Raw genomic sequence first — 20,924 nt, forward strand, 5'->3', positions numbered from 1 at the left:
CTGGCGGCCATCGGCACCACCGCCGCCAAGCCGCTCTCGTCACCATTGCTGCGCCGCGCCCTGGCGGACGTCGGTCTCGAGGTCAGCACCGCCGAGCCGTTTCCCGATGCCCGGTCCCTGATCGCCGACACGAACTGGGACATCGGAATCGTGCTGAGCCCCTTCAAGATCGAGACGGCATCCCTTGTCGGGGACCTGTCCCCGTCGGCGCAGGCCACCGGCGTGGTCGACACCGTGTTCGCCAGGCCTGGGAGAGCATTCGGGGCGAACTCGAATGTCTGGGCGGTCCGAGCCGTGCTGCGACGCCTGATCGGCGGCACACCGCCGAATCGGGTGCTGGTCCTGGGATCGGGCGGATCCACCCGATCGGTGCTGCTGGCGGTGCAACGGGAATGGCCCGACGTCGACGCTGTGATCAGCGCTCGTGACTTGGCCAAGGCCGAACCCATCGGGCAGATGTTCGGCGCCCGGGTCGCCGAGGCCGCCGGTATCGCCGAGCTCGCCGCCGACGTCATCATCAACACCACCACCTGGGGCGAAACCGCCGCCTCGGAGGACACCCCGTTCGCGTTCGACCTCCCGGCAGCGCTGCGACCGGGCGCAGCGTACTTCGATCTGAACAATCGCCGGTCTTCACTGGTCGAACAGGCTCTCGACGCAGGCTGCGTCGTGATGTCCGGGACCTACATGCAGCGCATCACCCATCACTGCCGGGCCGCCGGCATGCGGCGCTGGATGGACGCACGATGAACCCACCCGAGGATCCCGGCACTGCCGGCGCCGCCGCACCGTCGGCCCGGGAGCGCACCTACACCTACCTGCGCCAGGCCATCGTCTCCGGTGAGATGTCCAGCGGGCGCCGCGTGGTCGAGGAGCAGATCGCCAGTGACCTGGGAGTCAGCCGGACCCCGGTGCGGGAAGCGCTGCAGCGCCTTGCCAGCGAAGGGCTGATCGTCCGGCTCCGTCGCGGGCACCTCGAGGTGGTCAGCATCAGCGCACGTGAACGCGAGGAGCTGCACCTGCTACGGCTGGCGGTTGACCAGTTGGTGGCCACCCTGCTCACAGAGAAGGTCGCTGACGTCGAATGGCAGGAGTTGTACGCCCATCTGCAGCCGCTGGAGGATGCGTACCGTAAGCACGGTATTCACTCCCCTGCCTATGCGATGGCGCACCTGGATCTGCATTCGGCGATCAACAAGGCGGCCTTCACCGGTGCAGCCCGCGGCCTCGCGGTCGGGACCTACATGTATCCCAGCGACGATTACGTCCAACAGGAAGGGTACGAACCGGTCATCCAGCATCGGGAGCTGCTTGATGCGCTCTCCAGCGGTGACGAGGAGATCGCCGTCGCGGAAATGCGAGCCCACGCCCGCCGCGGACACCGGGAACATGTGATGAACGACCATCTCACAGGGACGCGGGGGGAACGGAAGTGACCGCCCAGGTGCAGTTCTTCGTCAATGGACAGGCGATGGCGGGTGGCTCGCTCAACGGCCCGCTACAGCGCAGCGGTACCCCGCTGGGTGCCGCGCGTACCGCAGCGCGGTATCGATTCTTCGCCTGCCACAACGAATTTCCAGCGCTGGTCCCGACCGAAGGAGGATGGTCCGTGCCCGGCGAACTGTACAGCGTCAGCTATGCGGTGCTGCGCGAGGAGGTGCTGCCCCACGAGCCGCCGGAGTTGGAGCTGTCGATCATCGAACTCGACGACGGCGCCGGCGCCCTGAGTATGGTGCTGCGCAAGGGGATTGCCACCTCCGACCCGGGGATCACCGAAATCGAGGCAGGCAGCGGCTGGCGCGACTACCTGCTTACCCGGTGAGCGCCGCTGCGGCAGTGGAGGTGCGAGGGATGCGCGGCTGTGTGTCCACCCCGCATCAGCTCTCCAGCGAAGCAGCGCTGGACGTGCTGGTGCGCGGCGGTAACGCCGTGGATGCAGCTGTGGTCGCCGCGATGGTCGCCGCCGTGGTTCAGCCGTTCTCCAGCGGCGTGGGCGGTGGCGGATGGGCCACCGTGCACCACGCGGACACCGGCGTCACCGAAGTCCTGGAGTTTCACGGCCGGGTGCCGTATGCCACCCGGTCAGAGCTTTTCACCCCTGACGCCGAAGGTCTGGTCGACGGGCCGACGCTGGAAGCCGCCGGCGCCGGCCTGTTGGGCAGTCTGGTGCCTGGTGCACCGGCAGGATGGGCGGAACTGCTGGCCAGTCGCGGCACGTGGTCTTTCGCCGACGCGCTCCAGCCCGCGATCGGCTATGCCGAGGCGGGATTTATGGTGTCAGAAGTCCTGCACAACAACATGAACGAAGCCGCACGCAAGATGCGATTGTGGCCGGCCAGTGCCCAGACCTACCTGCGGGACGGATACGCGCTTCCTGTCGGCGCGATCCTGCGCCAACCCGACCTGGCCGCGACCCTGCGCACGCTGGCGACCGTAGGACCGGACGCGGCTTACACAGGTGATCTTGCACGGACAATGACGTCGTTCTATCAGGAGCACGGCGGCACACTGACCATGGCGGATCTCGCCGACTATCGTCCCCGCTGGGCAGCACCGTTGATCGGCCACTTTCGGGGGCACCGTGTGGTCTGCGCGCCGGCGCCGCTGGGCGACGTCGCCTTCATCCAGGGCCTACACCTAATGGACCGCCTGCCGCCCTTCGCTGGTCCGACCGACCCTGACTATGTGCACTTCAGTCTGGAATCGGCGAAACTCGTGCGCCGGGACCGCGCGCGGCATCTCGGTGAATCACCGCTGCCACCAGAGTCTTTCGACTGGCTCACCGGTAGCGGACGCATCGGGGAACTACTCGCACAGATCGGGCCGCAGGCCGCCACGACCCTCGTGGACACTGCCGGTCCCTCGCACACCATCACGTTGGTGGTCGTCGACGGCAACGGCGACGCTGTGCACCTGATGCAGACGATCGGCGCACCATTCGGCAGCGGTGCGGTCGTCGACGGAACCGGAATCGTGACTAACAGCTCGCTGTACTTCGCCCACGTCGACCCGACACTGCCCAATTCGGTGTGCGGGGGTCGCAGACTCGAGCAAAATCCCTGTGTGGCAATGGTTTTCGATCCCGACGGCACCATCAGGGTCATCGTGGGATCACCGGGCGGCAAGACGAGGGTAGAGACGGTGCGCCAAATGCTGGTCAACGTACTGGATTTCGGAATGAACATCCAGCAGGCGGTGGACAGCCCACGCTTCCTCAGCGACCCGGACGGCCGGACCGCACTACTGGAACCCGCCCTTGCGAGGCGGGCACCCGAGCTGGCCCAGCACCTGGCCGCACGAGGACACCACACCGTGGTCTCTGACACTTTCTTCGGCAGCGGGCAGGGCGTCACCCGCGCGCCGTCCGGGCTCCTGCATGGCGGAGCCGACCATCGCATGGAATCGGCGGCGATGGCGTTCTGAGTGGACACGAGTTCAGCACACGGCTACCGAGGCACCACCCGTCAGCCGACCGCCCCGTGCTCCTCGGACCCGCCGGGTCGTGAACCCCCGTGGAGCCTGTCGACGCCGACCTCATTGAGCTGGAGCACCCGCACGCTGACCTCCAGATGGAATCGGTCCGCGGGGTTCTTGAGCGACAGGCCGGTGAGCTCCTCGATGAGCTTTATCCGGTACAGCAGGCTGTGCCGGTTGAGGAAGAGCGTTCTGGCGGCCGCACTGGTGTTCGTGGCCTCGTTGAGCAGGACCTCCAGCGTGCGGACCAGCTGGCCACGGCGGGTTTTGTCGTAGTCGATCAACGGCTGCAACGTCTGCAGGACGGTCGCCATGCTGGCGGGGTGGCGGCGGAGCACCTCGGCGAAATGCCCGGGACCGGCCGGGCCGTCGGGCACGACCGAAGGCACCGTCGACGCGAGGGTGAACGCACTCCCTTGCTCCGGCGGGAGCAGCACCCAGCTGGCGAGACCGTCCGGGAAATCACTGGATTTCCTTGCGGCATCGAGTAGTTCGGACACCATCGCCGTCGGCGGGGCCGAAGAGAAGTGGCTCATCACGAGGTCGTCGGTCACCGACGACCGCACGGTCACCCCGGCCGCGCGGGCCAGCTCCCGAAGAGCGTTCGCGAATGCGTCGGCGACGTCGGTCCAATCGGTGCTGCGCCGTTCGCGGCGTCCGATGACCATCTGGACGTGAGCGTCGTGCCCTGGGGAAGTGAGCAGCGGCAGCAGTGTGCGCTGGACCTCGGAGAACGCGACCTCCCACGGCAGATGGACCAGGGGGAAGTCGTGGCCATCGGCGAGCGGGACGAGTGCGCTGAACAGCTCCTGGACGGCTACCTGCGGCGGCGGGCTCACCACCACCCCGGCCGCCGGGGAGGAGATGAGGAAGGTCAGGAACTCGCGGACACCGGGCTGTCGGACGTCAGCGCCGGTGGTCAGCACCAGGTCGCCGGGCCGCACGAAGGACTCGGCGGGTGCGTGCATGATGTCCACCCACCGGACCTCGCGGGTCAGCCCCCGGTGACCGGCGACGACCGAACCCTGGTCCAGTGGCGGCACGGTCAACGCTGCCGCCACGCTCAGCGGCGACTCCCGCGACATGACGCCCCTTCTCCTGATCGGCCGGCCGCGGCAGACCCATCGGCCGGGCAGACGGTATCAGCGCCCGCGCGGCACCGGTGCGGCCGGTGACCACCGGCTGGGCGGATGCCCGAGCCGCAGGTGGTCACCGGCCGTCCGAGATCACTTCGTCGAGATCGACCCCAGGTCGTCTGACCGGCGGCTCAGCAGCATGCCGATCCCGAAGAACACGAGCGGCATCACACCGAACACCACCGCGAGCGTGGGCGAGCCCCCGACCACGAGGGTGAGGTTCGACACGACCAGAACCAGCGCACCCGCGAGCGCGAGCGTCGCGAACGAGCCCAGCACGACCTTGCCCGTCGAGTTGCCGCGGCGCACGAAGAAGACGACCACCGAGATCGTCGTCAGCAGCCACAGGATGGCCAGCGCCAGGATGCCGAGGCCGCCCAGCGGCCCGAAGATCTGCAGCACCGGGTCGAGTTGGAGCGCCGCCAGGATGCCCATGACCACGAACGACGCCACGGTGATGACGAGCGAGGCGTTGGCCGGCGAGCCGTGCTTGGGGTGCACCTCGCCGATCTTGCGCGAGAAGACGCCGCTCTGGCCGAGCACGAACGCATAGCGCGAGCTGATGTTGTGGAAGGCCAGGGCGCACGCGAACACGCTGACGAACCACAGGATGGTGGTCAGGTCGCGCCCGACCATCCCGAGGTACTTCTGGGCGGTGTTGACCATGAAGTTGTCGGGGTCGTCGACGGCGGCCTGGATTGCGCCGGAGCCACCGTTGCCCTCGATCAGGGCCCAGCTGGAGAACGCGTAGAAGACGGCGACGATGCCCACCGCCCAGTAGGTGGCCCGGGGCACCGTGCGGTCGGGGTCCCTGGCCTCGTCGCGGAACACCGCGGTCGCCTCGACGCCGACGAAGCCCCACAGCGCGTACAGCAGCGCGATGCCGACACCGCCGGCGAGGCCCTGCGGGGTGAACGAATCGCCGGTGATGCCCTGTTCGCCGCCCCGGAGCACGATGACCAGGTCGAGCACCAACAGGATCGCGACCTCGGACACCAGGAAGATGCCCAGCACCTTGGCGCTGAGGTCGATGTCGCGATACCCCAGCCAGGCGACCACCGCGAGCACTCCGGCGGTCAGCAGCCACCACGGGATGGCCGGGCCGTTGAAGCGCTCGATCAGCCCGGCGAGGATCACACCGTCGTAGGCCGAGACCCCCAGCAGCGTCGCCATGTACGCCGGCAGGGCGAGCACGGCCGCACCGGTGCCCGCGGCCTTACCGAGCGACGTGCGGATGTAGGCGTAGAACGCGCCGGCATCTTTGACGTACTTCGACATCGCGACGAAGCTGGCCGCGAACAGCAGGAAGATCGCACCCGCGACCAGGAATGCGACCGGGATGCCGGTGGTGTCACCGAGCACCATCGCGATCGGCACGTTGCCGCCGATCGTCGACAACGGCGCCGCGGCGGCCACCACCATCAGGACGATGGCGGGGACACCGAGGTTCCCGCGCAGGTGGCCACGACGGCCATCCGGTGACGACGCACGGTCGCGTGTGTCGTCCGCGTTGACCACGTCGGACATGGGCTGAACCTCCTTCGCCTGCGGAGCCGAAGATCACCGGCTCCGTCGAGTTGCGGGCTGAATTCTGCGAGACGACCGGTCACTCTGTCAGCGCGGGTTCGGCTTCTTCCAACACCTTGTTGTAGACGGGACCATCGCAGCGGCGGCTCATCACACAGGTTGTTGGAAGCTGTGCGGGCGGCGTTGTCCGGCGGGGGCGTTTGCGTCGATGCTGTGACGGTCACGCAACAGGGAGGTACGGCGAGAGCCATGCATCTGAACAGCACCGACAGCGGGCAGGACTACCGGCTCGGACGTATCCGCCTGCTCGACCGGCAGCGGGTCAACCTCGACGGTTTCGCCGAGGCCGACCCCGAGCTGGGGATGATCTCGCACCTCTCGCCCTACGATCCGGAGCCGTCGTGGGTGGTGGCCGAGGACGGCACCGTCCTGGAGATGGACTCGACCGCCGTCGGTGATTTCGACACCATCGACGAGTTCGTCGTGCGGTACGCCGTCGACCACGACCAGGCCCCCGCGTCGATGGCGATGGACGAGGTCGAGCTGGCCCGGATGATCGTCGATCCGGCGACCCCCCGGGACGAGGTGCTGCGCGTCTGCTCAGGGCTGACCCCGGCCAAGATGGCCCGCGTCGTCGCCGGGCTTCAGCCGGTCGAGATCCAGATGGCGATGATGAAGATGCGGGCCCGCCGCACCCCTGCCAACCAGGCGCACGTCACCAACCGCCTCGACGACCCGCTGTTGATCGCCGCGGATGCGGCCACCGCGGTCGCCTACGGCTTCCGGGAACTGGAGGCCACCGTCCCGGTCCTCGACGACGCACCGGCCGTCGCCATCGGTCTGCTGATCGGTTCCCAGGTGCCCGCCCCCGGCGCGCTCACGCAGTGCTCGGTCGAGGAGGCCCGCGAGCTGGAACTCGGCGTGCGGGGGTTGGTCTCCTACGCCGAGACGGTGTCGGTCTACGGCACCGAACAGGTCTTCACCGACGGTGACGACACCCCGTGGTCGAAGGCGTTCCTGACCTCGGCCTACGCCTCCCGGGGCATCAAGATGCGGCTGTCCAGCGGTGCGGGGTCCGAGGTGCTCATGGGCCAGGCCGAACGCAAGTCGATGAACTATCTCGAATCCCGATGCGTCGCCCTGGCCAAAGGCATTGGCGCCCAGGGCGTCCAGAACGGCGGGGTGGACGGTGCGGCCATCACCGCGTCGGTGCCCGGCGGCGTCCGGGAACTGATCGCGGAGAACCTCATGGTCATGCTGCGCGGGCTGGAATCCTGCAGCGGCAACGACTCCCTGATGTCGGAGTCCACGATGCGACGGACCAGCCGAACGCTGCCGACATTGCTGTCCGGGTCGGACTTCATCTTCTCCGGGTTCGGCTCGGTGGTCTCCTACGACAACATGTTCGGGCCGTCCAACTTCAATGCGGCCGACCTCGACGACTACCTGGTGCTGCAACGCGACTGGGGTGTCGACGGCGGGTTGCGGCCGGTGGACACGACCACGCTGGAGTCCATGCGCAGGCAGGCCGCCGAAGCCACCCGGGCGGTGTTCGAATACCTGGGGTTGGCCGACTTCGACGACGACCACGTCGAGGCCGTCGTCGCGGCGGAGGGTTCCAAGGACCTCCCGCAGACCGACGGGGTCAAGGTGCTCAGCGCAGCCAGGATGATCGACCAGTCGGGGCTGACCGTGGTCGACGTGGTGGCCGCGCTCGCCGAAACCGGCTTCACCGACATCGCCGACCGGGTGCTGGGCATGGCCAAGGCACGGGTCACCGGCGACTATCTGCAGACCGCGGCGATCTTCGACGAGAACATGAATGTGCTGTCGGCGCTGCAGGATCCGAACGACTACCGCGGCCCCGGCACGGGATACCGACCGTCGCCCGAGCGTCAGGCCCAGATCGACGCGGTGCGGCAGGCGAGGTCGGTCACCGACCTGGTGAAGGAGCAGGCCACGTTCGCCCAGCCCGAGCGGTTGGTCGCCGTCGGCCCGGCCGGTGTCGGGGAGGATCCGCGGGAGGTCGTCATCGGCGTCTCGGCGGCGATGGGCACCAAGCTTTTTCGCACCCTGTCCGGCATGACCGTCTACCAGGTGCTGGAGCAGATCCTGGCCGGCCTGGAAGAGGAACAGTGCATCGCGCGCGTGGTGCGGATCGCCGACAGTATCGACCTCGGGGTCATCGGTAAGTCCGCGGCGCAGTTGTCCGGCTCCGGGATCGGGGTGGGGCTGCAGGCCAAGGGGACCACGCTGATCCACCGCCGCGATCTCCCGCCGCTGGCCAACCTCGAACTGCTCAGCGTGGCACCGCTGATCACGCCCGAGATGTACCGGCTGATCGGCATCAACGCCGGCAGGCACGCGAAGGGCGCCACACCTGCGCCGATGCGCAACGCGTACTCCGATGAGGCGATCACCGCCCGCTACCACACCAAGGTCGTGTCCATGGTCGCCGTCGAACGGGCCGAATCACAGCGCGGCGAAACCGCCGTGCACACCGAACTGGAGTTCCGCCGATGACTGTCGCATCCCACTCGGGTCGCCGGCTCGACGAGGTCACAGTGGAGGCCGCCCGCAGCGGTGAGCTCGCCCTCGACGACATCCGGATCAGCCGGGAAACCCTGATGGCGCAGGCGGACACCGCCGAACGCACCGGCTCGGCCCAGCTGGCGATGAACCTTCGCAGAGCAGCCGAGATGACCGCCCTGAGCGCCGAGGACATGCTGGCGGCGTACGAGGCACTGCGGCCGGGACGCTCCACGTTCGCCGAACTGGAGGAACTGGCGCAGCGGCTGGCCGCCCAGGACGCGCACACCTGCGCCGAGCTCGTCCGTGAGGCCGCGGCGGCCTACCAGCGGCGCGGCCTGCTGAGGTGACGGTCTGGGCCGGCGTCGACATCGGCAACGCGACGACGGAGATCGTCCTCTGCGGCGGGGACACCGGACTCGCGGTGCTGGCCAGCGCCCGCACCCCGACACGCGGCGGCAAGGGGTCGCTGCGTGCCGTCGAGGGTGCCGCACAGCTGGCGCGGCGGGTGGCCAACGATCACGGTCTGACGATCGCCCGGGCCGCGTTCGCCCCCACCCCGCCGGTGCACTCGACCGTCGAACGCGTCCAACTGGAGACCCCGCGTACGGGGCGGCTCGTCGTCGCCACCCGGTCGGCGGCGACCACCGCGGGCGACGGGGTCGGGGTGGGAGTCCCGGTGTCGGTCGACGGTCTCGACGCGGGTCCGCCCGACCGGCCCGTCGTGGCGTGTGCGACCCCGCAGTGGGGCTTCGACGACGTCGCGCGACTGGTGAATGCAGCACTGGCACAGGGCCGCAACGTCGTCGCGGTGCTGACCGCCAACGACGAGGCCGTGCTGGTGTCCAACAGGCTGACGGTTCACCTGCCGGTGGTCGATGACATCGACGTGCAGCCGCTGCTGTCGGCGCCGCTGATCGCCGTCGAGGTGCGCCAGGACTCCGCGCCGCTGCAACGGCTCACCGACCCCTTCTTCCTCACCGACGTGTTCGGTCTCGGCTCCGACGAACGCGGCGATGCCCGCGTCGTCGCCGACCAGTTGTTCGACAGCACGTGCGCGGTGGTCTACCTCGACGCCGCGCTACCTCGACCCGATGTCACGCCCGCGGCGAGTCCGGCTGCCCAGCCGGACGAACGGGTCCGCGTCGTGCACCTGGAGGATATTGCGGCGCAAGCCAATTCACGGCGGGGCACGGTGGCGGTGGACAGCTTGGTGCTGGCGGCGCTGGGCGGCGCCGACCGAACCGCTGCCGATGCCGACGCACTGGCGGACGCGCTCGGTGTCCCGGTCACCCGGATCGACTCGGAGGCCGCGGCAGCGCGTGCGGGTGCGATCACCACCCCCGGCGTCACACCGGATGTCGTGGTCGTGGACGTCGGCGGCGGAACCGTCGACGTGGTGGCCGGTGGGTCACGGGCCGTGCTGCCGGGCGCGGGTCAACTGCTCACCGCTGCGACGGCCGCCGCACTGGACATCTCCAAGAGCGCCGCCGAGTACGCCAAACGGGCCGAGGCGCTCACCGCCGTCACCGTGCAACTCGTCGAGGACGAACACGGCAGACGACGGTTCCTCGACAAGGCGATCCCGGGCAGGTGCACGGGTTGGTTGCTGACCTCGGCGCCCAGCGGTCTGCTGCCGTTCACGTCGCGACTGACCGGATCGGAATGGCGCAGTTGGCGATTGGCCGCCAAGCGCCTGGTGATCGGCGGCAACGTGCTCCGAGGTATCGAGCGGGTGGCTCCGTCGGCGAGCGAAGTGCTGCTGGTCGGTGGCGGGGCGGGCGACGACGAACTCGTGCGCGCGGTCAGCGAGCAGCTCGGCCGCGAGGTCACCGTCGGACGGGGCAACGTGCGCGGGCAGCTCGGCCATCGCTTCGCCGTGGCGTACGGACTGGTCGCGCTGGCCGTGACCGGATGACCTTCAGGGTGCCGACAGCTCGTACGGCGGCTCCCCCACACCGCTGAGCATCAGCTGGCCGGACGGGATCTTTTCCACGAGTCGTATTGCCGCACTGCGGTTCCCGATGAACAGCTGCGCCGACTTACCGGCCTGGATCTCGTCGGGCACCCCGTAGGCGAGGCCCTGCCAATGGAACCGCCCGTCAATCGGGTTCAGGTGACCGGCCAGGCGGACCCGGACCGGACAGCGCACCCCGGCGACCTCGAGTTCGGCATCGCCGTCGAACACGCCGTTGTCGTCGACGGTCACAGGAAGCCGGTTCGCTTCCACATCCGTCTGCCGATCCGGCTCATCAGCCCGACCTCGTCGAGGAACGCCGCCAGCGGCGCGAATCCGCTGCGCATCGTCCCGTGGAAGTGCGGGTTGCTGCGCGCCTGCCGGCGGGCCTCCTGCGCGTCGAGTCCGGCACGTCGATACACGGCGGGGTTGGTGAACAGGTAGCGGTAGAACGGACCACCGGCACCGTGGATCGTGGCCAGTAGATACCGGTTGAGCGGCTTCATCGTGGGCACGTCGCGGCGGGCGCCGTCGCGGGCGAACTGAATGTGCCGCGCCTCCTCGGTGACGTGAATCCGCATGACACGGCGCACGATCGGCTGCACGTCGGGGTCGTCGAGGATCTGGCGCTGCAGCGCGTCGAAGATCTCCTCACCGACGAGCGCGGCGATCCACAGCACCGACTTCTGGAACCCCAACGGCAACGTGTTGATGATCATGCGTTGAAACCGCTTCGGCTGGAACGGCTTACCGCCGATGGCCTCGATAGTGCGCCCGAACATCACCATGTGGCGGGTTTCGTCACCCAATTCGGTCAGCGAGTAATGGGTAGAGGCAGACGTACAGTCGGCGTGCATGAGGCCGCGCAGCAGCGCCTGGTTGAGGATGTTCTCGAACCACACGCCGGCCGACAACAGGTTGATGAATTCCTGGCGGGACAGCTCGATCTGCTGCTCGCGGGTCAGCTGCGCCCACATCGGGGTGCCGTACAGCGTCACCACACGCGGCGGCAGGAAGAACTTGTCGGCGACGACCGGCGTTTCCCAGTCGATGTCGACGACGGGCGCGTAGGACTTCTTGGCCGAACCCCGCAGCAGCCGCTCGGAGAATTCGTCCCGACTGGGCGATGTCCCGGTCGAAGCCCGATCGATGGTGCCGGCCATGAGGGCCTCCTGCCTTCTCGGGCGTCGGGCACACCGGCGTCCGGTCCACCGCGCGTCGTGAATACGAAGATACATTCTGCGTTTGTTTGTATCAATGGGCCCTGAGCAGGCTCTAGACTGCCGTCGTAGCACTGCCGCGCCCGGAGTTGTGCAGAGTTGGCCGATCGAGGAGACACCGATGAAGTACAGCGGCCTGTGAAGTACAGCGGCCTGCTCGCCAAGGCGGTGCAGCGGTTCGGGTCGCCGACGGCAGAAGGCAACGCCGAACGGATCCTCGACGCGGCGCTGCGGCAGTTCGAATTGCTGGGGATCCGCCGCTCGACGGTCGAGGACATCACCCGCCGCTCCGGGCTGGCGCGCGTCACGCTGTACCGGACGTTCGCGAACAAGGACGCCATCGTCGAAGCGGTGCTGCTGCGGGAACTCGAGCGGTTTCTGTCCGACCTCGCCGCCGAGGCAGGCGGCTACGCCGAAGCAGAGGACAAGCTGGCCGAGGGGTTCGTGTTCACGCTGACCACGTTGCGTAACCACGCCCTGTTGCAGCGGTTGCTCGCCACCGAACCCGAAACGGTCTTGCCGTTCCTGACCGTCGAGGGCGACAGCGTGGTCCGCACGGCGTCGTCGTTCCTGGCCCATCAGCTGGCCGTCGCCCTGCCCGACGACAGCCGCACCCAGCTGGAGCTGCTCGAGGTCGCCGAAGTCACCGTCCGCATCATCGTGTCGTTCTTGCTGACGCCGGCGCAGAACGTCGCGCTCGGCGACGATGACGCCGCCCGGTCCTTCGCGCGCCGGTACCTCGTTCCCCCGCTGCTGGGTTTGACGCGCTGACGGTGCGGCCCGTACCGCACCTCGCCCAGGATGAAGTCGATGAACTGGGTGCCGCCAGGTCGATACTCAATCATCGGGATTGTCGGGGCTGTCCTGCAACGTTCGTATGACCTGGTGGAGTGGTTCTGAGACAGTCGATACCGCGCCGACGTATGGGTGGGAGAGCTCGACGACGAGGAACAACTGCGCCCCGACGAGCGTGCCGATGATGGCGACCATGGCGTAGTGGTTGGCGGGCTTTTCGACACCGTAGATGATGGCGCAGCCGAGCAGTAGTCCGCTGGTGACGAAGATGACCGCCCACAGCGACCAGGGTGGACCGGTGTCTGTGCGGGCTTGTAGGACGCGTTCGGCACGCGCTTTACTGACGTCGTTGAGGTTGCCGAATGACGTTGAGAGCAAGGTTTTCTGCACATCGGTACGTGGCTGCACAGCTTCGTAAGCCGCGTAGAGCCGGTTCAGCGCTTGATCCGCCTGCGGGTATGACCGGCCTTCGTTGATGTCGTCCCATTCGATGATGGCCGCCTGTTCGTACTCGAGCAGGCTTTGACGGATCCGGTCCCTGTCGGGCTGGTCGAAGATGTGGGAGTCTCGGGCGAGTTGCGCCCCGGCCGTGCCTTCGGTTCGCACGAGGGTATCGGCATGGCTTATCTGGCCCCACATCGCGGAGACGACGAAGCCGATGAAGAAGGCGAACACGAAGCCCACGACGCCGAAGGCGAACTTGGTGACATCGTTGTGCTCATCGCCTCTGAGATTTGGGAAGCGGCGCCGCACCACGGTTTGGATGAGGACGGCCGTGCCCGCCGTGCAGGTGACGATCAAGAGCAGGAGCAGCCACGACGGCACATGAGAGACCAGCCACTGACTCAAGATCGCCCCCCGGTTGTCGATCGATTCGCCCGTTCGGTCGCGGGCGGTGTTCCGACTTTAGGGGGTGATGGCCGCCTCGCGTGGCAAACTGCGATTCCCGCGCACCCGCAGCGCCACGCCAACACGGTGCTGGTGGACACATCGGACCGGCCGGGGTGTCTCCGCGGTCGCCTACGGGCTCGTCGCGCTGACCGTATGGGGAGAAGGCCGACGACACCGTCGGCAGCAGGTAGTCGCCGTTGGCGGGCGCCTCATCAAGCATGGCGACGAAAAGGGTGTTGGTGAAAGCAGTTTCGGCAACAACGGTCAGGTAGATGTTGGCGGCGGTGTTCACTAACAACGGTGCGGTTCCCGCCCTGCGCCACAGGATCGACGACCACTAATCTGCCGACACTCGACAGATATGGGTGACCAACACCACGGACCCTCCCTCGGGCCCTCCGTGGCCGAGATCCTCGCGTCGCATGCCGCGGGCACGGGTTCACCGGCCAAGACCGCGGCCCGCGTCGCCGACGCGATCACGGCCCGGCGTGATGACGGCACCTGGCTGTCGACGGTCCCCCGCGCTGAGCTGATCGCCGCCGCCGAGGCGATCGAACGGCGGGCAGGCCACTGACCTCCGCCCACCTGCGCGATGTCAGCGCTTCAGGAAGCGGGCCAGGCTGTCATCGAGCTCGTCCCACCACGTGGTGTGGGGCCGGGGGCCGACGGTCCCGGTGCACGGCGACGCGAACGATTTGTCGCGGTAGCCGGTGATGCTGGCGTCCTTGTCGTGTTCCCACGTCACGAAGTGCTCCCGGACAAGGTCCAGGTCGAACGCCGCGTAGTCGGTCAGCGTCATCAGGTCCCGCACATAGTCGGTCTGGAAGTCGATCTGCTCCATGACCCCGGACACCTCGGCGTACTTGGCCAGCCACACGTCGATGTCCGCGGCCATCGCGTCGGGGTCGGGCAACGGCAGCCTGCCCAGCACCACGTCGCGCGCGACGAACGCCTGCGCGTCGAACATGTTGAACGTGTAGTACTGGTCCTGCATGCCGAGGTAGATGAGCTTCGGGTTCGCCGTCCACACCACGCCCTTGTACAGCCCGCCCGGGTAGAGGTTGTTGGTGGTGGTCAGGCGCAGTCCGGCGTCGATGAACGGGAAGTGATGCTGATAGCCCGTGCACAAGATGATCGCGTCGACGTCGCGAGTGGTGCCGTCGACGAAATGGGCTGTTCTGCCGTCCACATGCTGCAGCGCGGGCACCTCGGCGATGCCGTCGGGCCAGCCGAACCCCATCGGGGAATTGCGGTACGAGATGGTGACCGACGTCGCGCCGTACTTGCGTGACTGCAGCGCGATGTCTTCGGCCGAATAGCTGCTGCCGAGGATGAGCAGGTCTTTTCCGGCGAACTCGACGGCGTCGCGGAAGTCGTGGGAGTGCAGGATGCGGCCCGGGAATGACATGAAGCCGGGGTACTCCGGCACGTTCGGGGTGGAGAAGTGCCCGGAGGCGACCATGACGTAGTCGAAAGATTCGGTGCGCACGCTGCTTTCACCGGTCTCCCAGGACTCCAGCGCGAGGGTGAACGTCTGGTGTTCGTCGTCGAAGCTCACCTGCCGCACGGCGGTGTCGAACGCGATGTACTGGCGGACATTGCTCTTCTTGGCCCGCCCGATGATGTAGTCGTACAGCACCTCACGCGGCGGGAACGACGGGATCGGGCCGCCGAAGTGTTCGTCGAAGGTGTAGTCGGAGAACTCCAGGCACTCTTTGGGTCCGTTGGACCACAGATAGCGGTACATGCTGCCGTGCACCGGATCTCCGTGGCTGTCCAGGCCGGTGCGCCAGGTGTAGTTCCACAGACCGCCCCAGTCGCTCTGTTTCTCGAAACACACCACCTCGCCGACGTCGACGCCGCCGAGGCGGGCCTGCTCGAAGGCGTGCAGCGCAGCCAGGCCGCACGGCCCCGCGCCGATCACTGCAGTTCGGGACATGGTTTTCTCCTTTGCTGTGAACAAGACCGGGGTGACGTCATGAGCGCGGGCGGGTCTTGTCGGGGTCGTAGAATGGGATCGTGGTGACCGTGGCAGGGATACGCTTGCGGTGGCCGTCGAGCTTGCCGATCTCCACCCGGGTGCCGGGCGAGCTGTGCTGAACCGCGAGACGGCACAACGCGATGCTGGCACCCAGTAGCGGAGAGCGGGTCGCGCTGGTGACCACCCCGACCTGGGTGCGGCCCAGGTGCACGCAGTCCCCGTGTGCGGCGGTGTCGTTGCCGTCCAGCAGCAGCCCGACCAGTGCCCGCTGCGGGTGCGCCTTGCGTTCGACCAGGGCGGCGCGGCCGACGAAGTCGTCGGTCTTGCTCTTCAGCGGCACGGTGAATCCGATGCCGGCCTCGAACGGGTCTGTCTGGTCGTCGAATTCGTGGCCGGCGGCCACGAGCCCCGACTCGATGCGTAGCATCTCCAGGGCTTCCAGACCCAGTGGGGCCAGCCCGTAGGGCAGTCCCGCATCCCAGACCCGGTCCCACAACGACTCGGCGTCGCCGGGATGGACCCACAGTTCATAGCCCAGTTCCCCGGTGTAGCCCGTCCTGGACACCACAAGAGCAGCACCGTCGGGTCCGTCGAGCCGTCCGATCAGGAAACGGAACCAGCCGAGGTCGCGCAGCGCCGGTTGCCCGGGTGGCGTCCAGATCAGCCCGTCCAGCAGATCCCGGCTGGACGGGCCCTGGACGGCGATGTTGTGCATGTGGTCGGTGGACTCCTTGATCCACACCTGGTCCAGCCCGAGGCGCTCGGCCTGGGTGCGCAGCCAGATCCCGTCGTACGGATCGCCGCCGATGAAGCGGAAGTTGTTGTCGCCCAGCCGCAGTAGCGTGCAGTCGTCGAGCACCCCGCCGGTTTCGGTGCACATCGCCGAGTAGACGACCTGGCCACGGGCGAGCCTGCGGATGTCGCGGGTGAGCGTGGCCTGCAGCAGCGCCTCGGCGTCGGGGCCGAGCACCTCGAACTTGCGCAGTGCGGAAAGGTCCATCACCGCGACCCGTTCCCGGCACGCCCAGTACTCCTGGTGCGGGCCGTGGTTGTCGAAGCTGTTGGGTAGCCAATAGCCGTTGTACTCGGTGACATTGGACGTCAACGCCGCGGTGCGCCCACCGAATGCGGTGGCCTTGGTCAGCACGGGTTCGGAGTCCGGCGTCAGCCGGTGTCCCACCGCCACAGAGAACCTCCTGGTGGAGTCGTAGACCCGGATGTGGATGTCGGTGGGCTCCCAGCCGTTGGCGGCATCGATGTCGTCGGGGCAGGCCGACGACGCGCACACCAGGTCGGCGCAGGCGCGGAACAGCACATAATCGCCCGCGCGCGACCACGGCTCGTCGGAGATGAGCTGGTGGTCGGCGTCGAACGCGGTGTTGTAGAACAGGTTCAACGCCGACCAGCCCTGTCGCGCTGTGACGCCGAACCGGGACAGCGTGGCATTGAAGTTGTCGGTGCAGTTGATGTGGCCCGGGTATCCGAGGTCGGCGTAGTACTTCGCGGTGCATGCCAGCGCGAACGTGTCGTGGCGACCGACGGTGTCGCGGACCACCTCGACGAGGGGACGTGCGCGGCCGTCGAAGAACTTCCCGTGCAGCCCGGGCTGCGGGTAGGCGCCACCGCCGATCGTGCGGGTGGTGGTGGCGTCGAGCCCGAACTCTCTCCCGTCGGCGAGTTCGCGGGCATCGAAGGCGAGGAAGTCTGAGCACTGGCGGCCGGCGACGTCGATGACCTGAATGAACTGCCCGGCCTGGACTTCGTAGGACGACGCGGTCGCGGCGTCGATGCGCATGTCGAACAGCGGCTCGGCCAGCGGTGCGGGCAGTTCGCGGAGCTCCGGCCGGTGCGGATCCGCTCGGTGTACCTCGACGCGCACCTCCGACGGCGGGTTCGGATCGTCACCGGTCAGGCTCATCGGAGAGGCCGGAGCCGCGACGAGGACCACGGCGTCGGCGTCGACGGTGAAGCCGGCGCGCGAACCGGCGCGGGAGTGTTCACCGAACAATCCGGTCGCCACTGATGCGTGCTGGTCGATGCGATGCCGGCTGAGCAGCGACAGGATGCGCGCTGCGGCATAACCGTTCTCGTCGGGGCCCGGGGTGAGACGGCGCAGCACGGTCGCCGCCGTGTCGGGCACGGCATCGGCGATCGCTGCGGGGTCGGCGGCGAGCACCGTCAACTCGGCCGGTTGGCGACCGTACTGGTCGATGATGTCGAGCCGGTCACCGCCGAACACCCTGACCGCGGTGACCGAGCCGGGCGCCACGCGGAAGCGTTCCGGCACAGGCGGCTTCAGGGCGCGAACGAGCGGTAGCCGACGTAGAACGCGAGTGCGCGCGTCGGCGTGGAGAACAGGATGCGCGACCCCTTCGGGAAGAAGATCGCGTCCTTGGCCCTGGCGATCTCGACCTGGCCGGTGTCGGCGTTCTCCAGCCGGAACTCACCTTCGAGGACGACCTTCATCTCGTCGTAGTCGTAGTAATAGTCCAGCGGCGCATCGGTGTTGCGCAGTTCGAAGTAGCCCGAGGACATCGGCACGCCGTTCGGGTTGGCATAGACGTCGTCGATGAACCCCTCGGTGCCCGGATACTGCTCGAGGGGCATCCGCGGAAGCTTGTCCCAGAAGCCGGATGTCACCAGAAACGGCGGGGCGGCAATGCTCGTCATGGAGCCTCCAAGCTGATCTCTTTGGATGAAACCGAGTCTGATGAGAGGAAACCATGGGCGCGTTTCGAGGAGATTACTGTCGCGTTTCTCTTCTCCGCGTATGTTCGCGCCTGGGCGGTGCAGTCGCCGGCGGTGCGCGTAGCGTAGGACTCACCAACTCCTGTGGTCACCCGAACGAACGTGAATATCGCTCGCAGCAACGACATTCGGCTTCACCGCACACCATCGCTAACCCGCCGATACCATCTCCGCAAGGTCGCATCGACGGCGACCGAACTCCTGACGAGAGCGAGGTCGATGCAGATGTCCGGCGTCCGGGCTGTGGTGTATGGAGTCGGCGCGATGAATTCGATCATCGCCGGCATGCTGATCGACAAGGGGGTGGAGATCGTCGGTGCGATCGCCCGCAGCCCGCAGAAGGTCGGACAGGATCTCGGTGACGTGATCGGATTCGGCCGTCAGCTCGGCGTCACGGTCAGCGACGACGCCGCGGCGGTTTTCGCGCAGACCCGACCGGATGTGGCGGTGATCGCGGTGAACAGCTACCTCACCGATGCCGTTGAACAGCTGCGCATCTGCGCCGAACACGGAGTCAACGCCGTCACGCTGTCCGAAGAGATGCTCTACCCGTGGGAGACCTCGCCCGAGCTGGCCGCCGAGTTGGACGCGCTGGCCAAGTCCACGGGGGCGACCCTGACCGGGACGGGATTTCAGGACACCTTCTGGGTGAACATCGTCGCGCTGCTGATGGGTACCGCACACCGGATCGACACCGTCTGCGGCAAGGCGAGTTGGAACGTCGACGACTTCGGTCCCGAATTGGCGACGGCTCAACAGGTGGGTCGCGCGGTCGCAGAGTTCGAGGAGTGGGTCCGGGGTGCGCAGCGCCCTCCGACCTTTGGTCGCAACGTGCTCGATGCGCTGGTCGCCGACACCGGCCTGACCGTCAGCTCGATCAGCACCACCACTAGACCCGACATCGCTTTCGCGGCAATGCGTTCGGAAGCGCTGGGCATCGACCTCGCACCTGGGGACGTCGTGGGATTCACCGATATCGACCGGATCGAGACCGCGGAGGGGCCCGCCTTCGTCTTCGAGATGTCGGGCCGGGTGTACGGGACCGGCGAAGGTGACATCAACGAGTGGACCATCGAAGGCGAGCCGAACCTGTTCCTGTCCAACGGAACCGTGCCCACACAGACGACCACGTGCACCCAGCTCGTGAACCGGATTCCCGATGTGATCGCGGCACCGCCGGGCATCGTCACCGTCGACAAGCTCCCGCGCCTGCGCTACCGCACGCGATTCTGAAGAGGCCGTGCCGGCCGGTAGAGGAGATGGCGGGCGTTTATCCGCCCAACGCCGAGTCATCCTCCCGTACGGCACGTTCGACGTTGTCGCGCAACGCCTGCAGAGCCTCCAGGTCCTCGTCGGCGTAATCGCGGGCCCGGTCGTCGAGCACACACACGGTTCCCACGACAGCGCCGTCAGGTCCGTGCACGGCCAGGCCGAGGTAGTTGTGCAACCCGAACTCCACCTCATCCTCATTGCCGGCGAAGGTCGCATCCTCGCGGGAATCCCGCACGAAAAGCGTGGTGTCGGTATCGACCACCCGCTCGCAGTACAGCGGAACCCGGTTGTCGTCGTCGCCGGCCTTCTTACCGGCCGCGCCGACGGTGTAACTCTTCGACGCCTCGCCCGCGGTTGCCGCCACCACCATCGAATCCGGCTCCGAGCGCATCACCAGGACGGACTTGACCCCCAGCTTCTCGACCAGGGCGTCGAGATCGGCGGACAGGCCAGCCAGTCCCGCAGTGGTGTCAGTGGCCGGGGGCGTGTTGTCGGTCATGCCGAGATCGTGGCCGGGATCGGCGAAATGCGCAACTATCGCACGCAGGCTGCAACGAACTCCTGGCCGCGCCTGTCGCCTGCCCTGCTTCTCAGAACCGCACGTGTAGGTCGTTGTTGACGAGCCTGCGCACTCCCCAGAAGTAGGTGAGCAGCGGCATGGTGCACCACAGCACGTTGATGAGGACGAACTTCACCCACATTTCCACCGGGGACGACATGCTCTCAAGATTGTTCGCGATCTCGGTGCCGAAGTACACGGCTGGCAGCGTCACCTCGACGATCATGCCGGCCATGATCAGCGACAACTGGTTGCTGGTGAACCGTCTGCGCTGTCGGAAGAACTGGAACAGTGCGTAGGCCTCGAAGATCCCGACGAACAACGCGATCCACTCCATGCAGACGATCAAGGGATCGCCGGTGAGGTAACGAGCGTCGCCGCCGAGCAGGATGGGCGCCCACATGTAGGTCCACAGCGCCCCGTTCTCGACCCCCTCCACGATCTGATCGAAGAACAGCAGCCAGGGAAGTTCCCAGATGAAACGTGGGATGAGTGCGATGAAGACCCACACGATCACCATCGCTCCCAAACGTTCGGCCCGCGTCCAATCCCGGCGGTCTCCCACCCGAAGCCAGGGCAGCGCAAGCGCCGTCACAAAGCAGCCGACCACGACAACCACCATCACCGTCGAGGCAACGGGCTGAGGCACCCCCGCGCGGGTTTCGAGGAACCAGAACACCGGGTGGATCGCGAAGAAGAAGGCAAGCACTCCGAAGAGCGATTTCTGCAGTGAGGAGAATCCGCGGCGCTCGCGCGCCTCCCCCGCGGCACCGTCGTTGATCGTCTCTGTCATGAGCGCTGGCCTCCGCGTCGAGGTTGTCGCCGACCGGACCGC

At 67.3% G+C, this 20,924-nt stretch carries 19 protein-coding genes and 2 pseudogenes; 10 read left to right on the forward strand and 11 right to left on the reverse strand.

Annotation, left to right across the window (positions count from 1 at the left end; all coding sequences use genetic code 11):
* From MVA01S_RS14015 to MVA01S_RS14030, 4 genes are all read left to right on the forward strand, one after another.
* Window positions 1–750 (forward strand): shikimate dehydrogenase family protein (locus MVA01S_RS14015; protein WP_218006063.1); only part of this gene is annotated, 750 nt, incomplete at its 5' end.
* Entirely contained in the window at window positions 747–1,436 is a 690-nt protein-coding gene (locus MVA01S_RS14020; RefSeq protein WP_003929105.1) for a GntR family transcriptional regulator, read from the forward strand. The genes MVA01S_RS14015 and MVA01S_RS14020, both read left to right, overlap by 4 nt.
* Complete coding sequence (locus tag MVA01S_RS14025; protein WP_003929106.1) at window positions 1,433–1,822, forward strand: allophanate hydrolase-related protein; 390 nt, start codon at window positions 1,433–1,435, stop codon at window positions 1,820–1,822. Before MVA01S_RS14020 ends, MVA01S_RS14025 begins: the two co-directional genes overlap by 4 nt.
* Window positions 1,823–1,851: 29 nt before the next feature.
* The gene (locus MVA01S_RS14030; protein ID WP_003929107.1) at window positions 1,852–3,423 is read left to right on the forward strand and encodes a gamma-glutamyltransferase family protein; all 1,572 of its coding nucleotides are present in this window, start codon (window positions 1,852–1,854) and stop codon (window positions 3,421–3,423) included.
* A gap of 41 nt (window positions 3,424–3,464) precedes the next feature.
* Here MVA01S_RS14030 and MVA01S_RS14035 read toward each other — a convergent pair whose 3' ends face one another.
* Window positions 3,465–4,559, reverse strand: a complete 1,095-nt coding sequence (locus MVA01S_RS14035) for a PucR family transcriptional regulator ligand-binding domain-containing protein (RefSeq protein ID WP_003929108.1) — start codon at window positions 4,557–4,559, stop codon at window positions 3,465–3,467.
* Window positions 4,560–4,700: 141 nt separating this feature from the next.
* Window positions 4,701–6,137, reverse strand: a complete 1,437-nt coding sequence (locus MVA01S_RS14040; protein WP_003929109.1) for an APC family permease — start codon at window positions 6,135–6,137, stop codon at window positions 4,701–4,703.
* Window positions 6,138–6,386: 249 nt separating this feature from the next.
* On the opposite strand from MVA01S_RS14040, the gene MVA01S_RS14045 reads away from it, so the two are divergent.
* Genes MVA01S_RS14045 through MVA01S_RS14055 form a run of 3 tightly spaced genes read left to right on the forward strand, consistent with a single transcriptional unit; the run spans window position 6,387 to window position 10,584 of the window.
* Window positions 6,387–8,660, forward strand: a complete 2,274-nt coding sequence (locus tag MVA01S_RS14045) for a propanediol/glycerol family dehydratase large subunit (protein WP_003929110.1) — start codon at window positions 6,387–6,389, stop codon at window positions 8,658–8,660.
* Complete coding sequence (locus tag MVA01S_RS14050) at window positions 8,657–9,016, forward strand: diol dehydratase small subunit (protein WP_040540325.1); 360 nt, start codon at window positions 8,657–8,659, stop codon at window positions 9,014–9,016. The genes MVA01S_RS14045 and MVA01S_RS14050 overlap by 4 nt, the downstream gene beginning before the upstream one ends.
* Window positions 9,013–10,584 (forward strand): diol dehydratase reactivase ATPase-like domain-containing protein, encoded by a 1,572-nt coding sequence (locus MVA01S_RS14055; protein WP_060941616.1) that lies wholly within the window; start codon window positions 9,013–9,015, stop codon window positions 10,582–10,584. Before MVA01S_RS14050 ends, MVA01S_RS14055 begins: the two co-directional genes overlap by 4 nt.
* 3 nt (window positions 10,585–10,587) lie before the next feature.
* Here MVA01S_RS14055 and MVA01S_RS14060 read toward each other — a convergent pair whose 3' ends face one another.
* Complete coding sequence (locus MVA01S_RS14060) at window positions 10,588–10,875, reverse strand: DUF4873 domain-containing protein (protein ID WP_003929164.1); 288 nt, start codon at window positions 10,873–10,875, stop codon at window positions 10,588–10,590.
* Window positions 10,872–11,786, reverse strand: coding sequence for an AurF N-oxygenase family protein (locus tag MVA01S_RS14065; protein WP_003929165.1), 915 nt, complete (start codon window positions 11,784–11,786; stop codon window positions 10,872–10,874). The genes MVA01S_RS14060 and MVA01S_RS14065 overlap by 4 nt, the downstream gene beginning before the upstream one ends.
* A gap of 195 nt (window positions 11,787–11,981) precedes the next feature.
* On the opposite strand from MVA01S_RS14065, the gene MVA01S_RS14070 reads away from it, so the two are divergent.
* Complete coding sequence (locus MVA01S_RS14070) at window positions 11,982–12,614, forward strand: TetR/AcrR family transcriptional regulator (protein WP_003929166.1); 633 nt, start codon at window positions 11,982–11,984, stop codon at window positions 12,612–12,614.
* A 66-nt stretch (window positions 12,615–12,680) separates the two neighbouring features.
* On the opposite strand, the gene MVA01S_RS14075 is transcribed toward MVA01S_RS14070, so the two are convergent.
* Both MVA01S_RS14075 and MVA01S_RS32020 read right to left on the reverse strand, forming a co-directional pair.
* The gene (locus MVA01S_RS14075) at window positions 12,681–13,463 is read right to left on the reverse strand and encodes a bestrophin-like domain (protein WP_003929167.1); all 783 of its coding nucleotides are present in this window, start codon (window positions 13,461–13,463) and stop codon (window positions 12,681–12,683) included.
* Window positions 13,357–13,815 (reverse strand): annotated as a pseudogene (locus MVA01S_RS32020) (hypothetical protein); the annotation flags it as partial. The pseudogene MVA01S_RS32020 and the gene MVA01S_RS14075, both read right to left, overlap by 107 nt.
* A 75-nt stretch (window positions 13,816–13,890) precedes the next feature.
* Here MVA01S_RS32020 and MVA01S_RS14080 point away from each other — a divergent pair.
* Window positions 13,891–14,097, forward strand: a pseudogene (locus MVA01S_RS14080) (allophanate hydrolase); the annotation flags it as partial.
* 27 nt (window positions 14,098–14,124) lie between these two features.
* Here the strand turns inward: MVA01S_RS14080 and MVA01S_RS14085 are convergent.
* Genes MVA01S_RS14085 through MVA01S_RS14095 form a run of 3 tightly spaced genes read right to left on the reverse strand, consistent with a single transcriptional unit; the run spans window position 14,125 to window position 18,180 of the window.
* Window positions 14,125–15,468: a trimethylamine monooxygenase gene (locus MVA01S_RS14085; protein WP_040540331.1), complete on the reverse strand. Its 1,344-nt coding sequence runs from the start codon at window positions 15,466–15,468 to the stop codon at window positions 14,125–14,127.
* Window positions 15,469–15,505: 37 nt separating this feature from the next.
* Window positions 15,506–17,797, reverse strand: a complete 2,292-nt coding sequence (locus MVA01S_RS14090; RefSeq protein ID WP_003929170.1) for a trimethylamine N-oxide demethylase — start codon at window positions 17,795–17,797, stop codon at window positions 15,506–15,508.
* 8 nt (window positions 17,798–17,805) lie between these two features.
* Complete coding sequence (locus tag MVA01S_RS14095; protein WP_003929171.1) at window positions 17,806–18,180, reverse strand: cupin domain-containing protein; 375 nt, start codon at window positions 18,178–18,180, stop codon at window positions 17,806–17,808.
* Between the two features lie 342 nt (window positions 18,181–18,522).
* Between MVA01S_RS14095 and MVA01S_RS14100 the strand changes: the two genes are divergently transcribed.
* Entirely contained in the window at window positions 18,523–19,491 is a 969-nt protein-coding gene (locus MVA01S_RS14100) for an NAD(P)H-dependent amine dehydrogenase family protein (protein ID WP_237024351.1), read from the forward strand.
* A 37-nt stretch (window positions 19,492–19,528) separates the two neighbouring features.
* Here the strand turns inward: MVA01S_RS14100 and MVA01S_RS14105 are convergent, their stop codons facing one another.
* Together MVA01S_RS14105 and MVA01S_RS14110 are read right to left on the reverse strand one after the other, a co-directional pair.
* On the reverse strand, window positions 19,529–20,029 hold the full coding sequence (locus MVA01S_RS14105; protein WP_003929173.1) for a GAF domain-containing protein: 501 nt from the start codon (window positions 20,027–20,029) through the stop codon (window positions 19,529–19,531).
* A gap of 91 nt (window positions 20,030–20,120) precedes the next feature.
* A complete protein-coding gene (locus MVA01S_RS14110) occupies window positions 20,121–20,882 on the reverse strand; it encodes a membrane protein (RefSeq protein ID WP_003929174.1) in 762 nt (253 codons plus the stop codon).
* Window positions 20,883–20,924: the final 42 nt, after the last annotated feature.

It is taken from the genome of Mycolicibacterium vaccae NBRC 14118 = CIP 105934, from assembly GCF_001552715.1.
Lineage (GTDB): Bacteria > Actinomycetota > Actinomycetes > Mycobacteriales > Mycobacteriaceae > Mycobacterium > Mycobacterium vaccae.

Bases quoted from the DNA above. Each gene is read 5' to 3' on its own strand.
- MVA01S_RS14020 (WP_003929105.1), top strand. From the start codon at position 747: ATGAACCCACCCGAGGATCCCGGCACTGCCGGCGCCGCCGCACCGTCG.
- MVA01S_RS14030 (WP_003929107.1), top strand. From the start codon at position 1,852: ATGCGCGGCTGTGTGTCCACCCCGCATCAGCTCTCCAGCGAAGCAGCG.
- MVA01S_RS14035 (WP_003929108.1), bottom strand. From the start codon at position 4,559: ATGTCGCGGGAGTCGCCGCTGAGCGTGGCGGCAGCGTTGACCGTGCCG.
- MVA01S_RS14040 (WP_003929109.1), bottom strand. From the start codon at position 6,137: ATGTCCGACGTGGTCAACGCGGACGACACACGCGACCGTGCGTCGTCA.
- MVA01S_RS14045 (WP_003929110.1), top strand. From the start codon at position 6,387: ATGCATCTGAACAGCACCGACAGCGGGCAGGACTACCGGCTCGGACGT.
- MVA01S_RS14050 (WP_040540325.1), top strand. From the start codon at position 8,657: ATGACTGTCGCATCCCACTCGGGTCGCCGGCTCGACGAGGTCACAGTG.
- MVA01S_RS14065 (WP_003929165.1), bottom strand. From the start codon at position 11,786: ATGGCCGGCACCATCGATCGGGCTTCGACCGGGACATCGCCCAGTCGG.
- MVA01S_RS14085 (WP_040540331.1), bottom strand. From the start codon at position 15,468: ATGTCCCGAACTGCAGTGATCGGCGCGGGGCCGTGCGGCCTGGCTGCG.
- MVA01S_RS14095 (WP_003929171.1), bottom strand. From the start codon at position 18,180: ATGACGAGCATTGCCGCCCCGCCGTTTCTGGTGACATCCGGCTTCTGG.
- MVA01S_RS14100 (WP_237024351.1), top strand. From the start codon at position 18,523: ATGAATTCGATCATCGCCGGCATGCTGATCGACAAGGGGGTGGAGATC.
- MVA01S_RS14105 (WP_003929173.1), bottom strand. From the start codon at position 20,029: ATGACCGACAACACGCCCCCGGCCACTGACACCACTGCGGGACTGGCT.
- MVA01S_RS14110 (WP_003929174.1), bottom strand. From the start codon at position 20,882: ATGACAGAGACGATCAACGACGGTGCCGCGGGGGAGGCGCGCGAGCGC.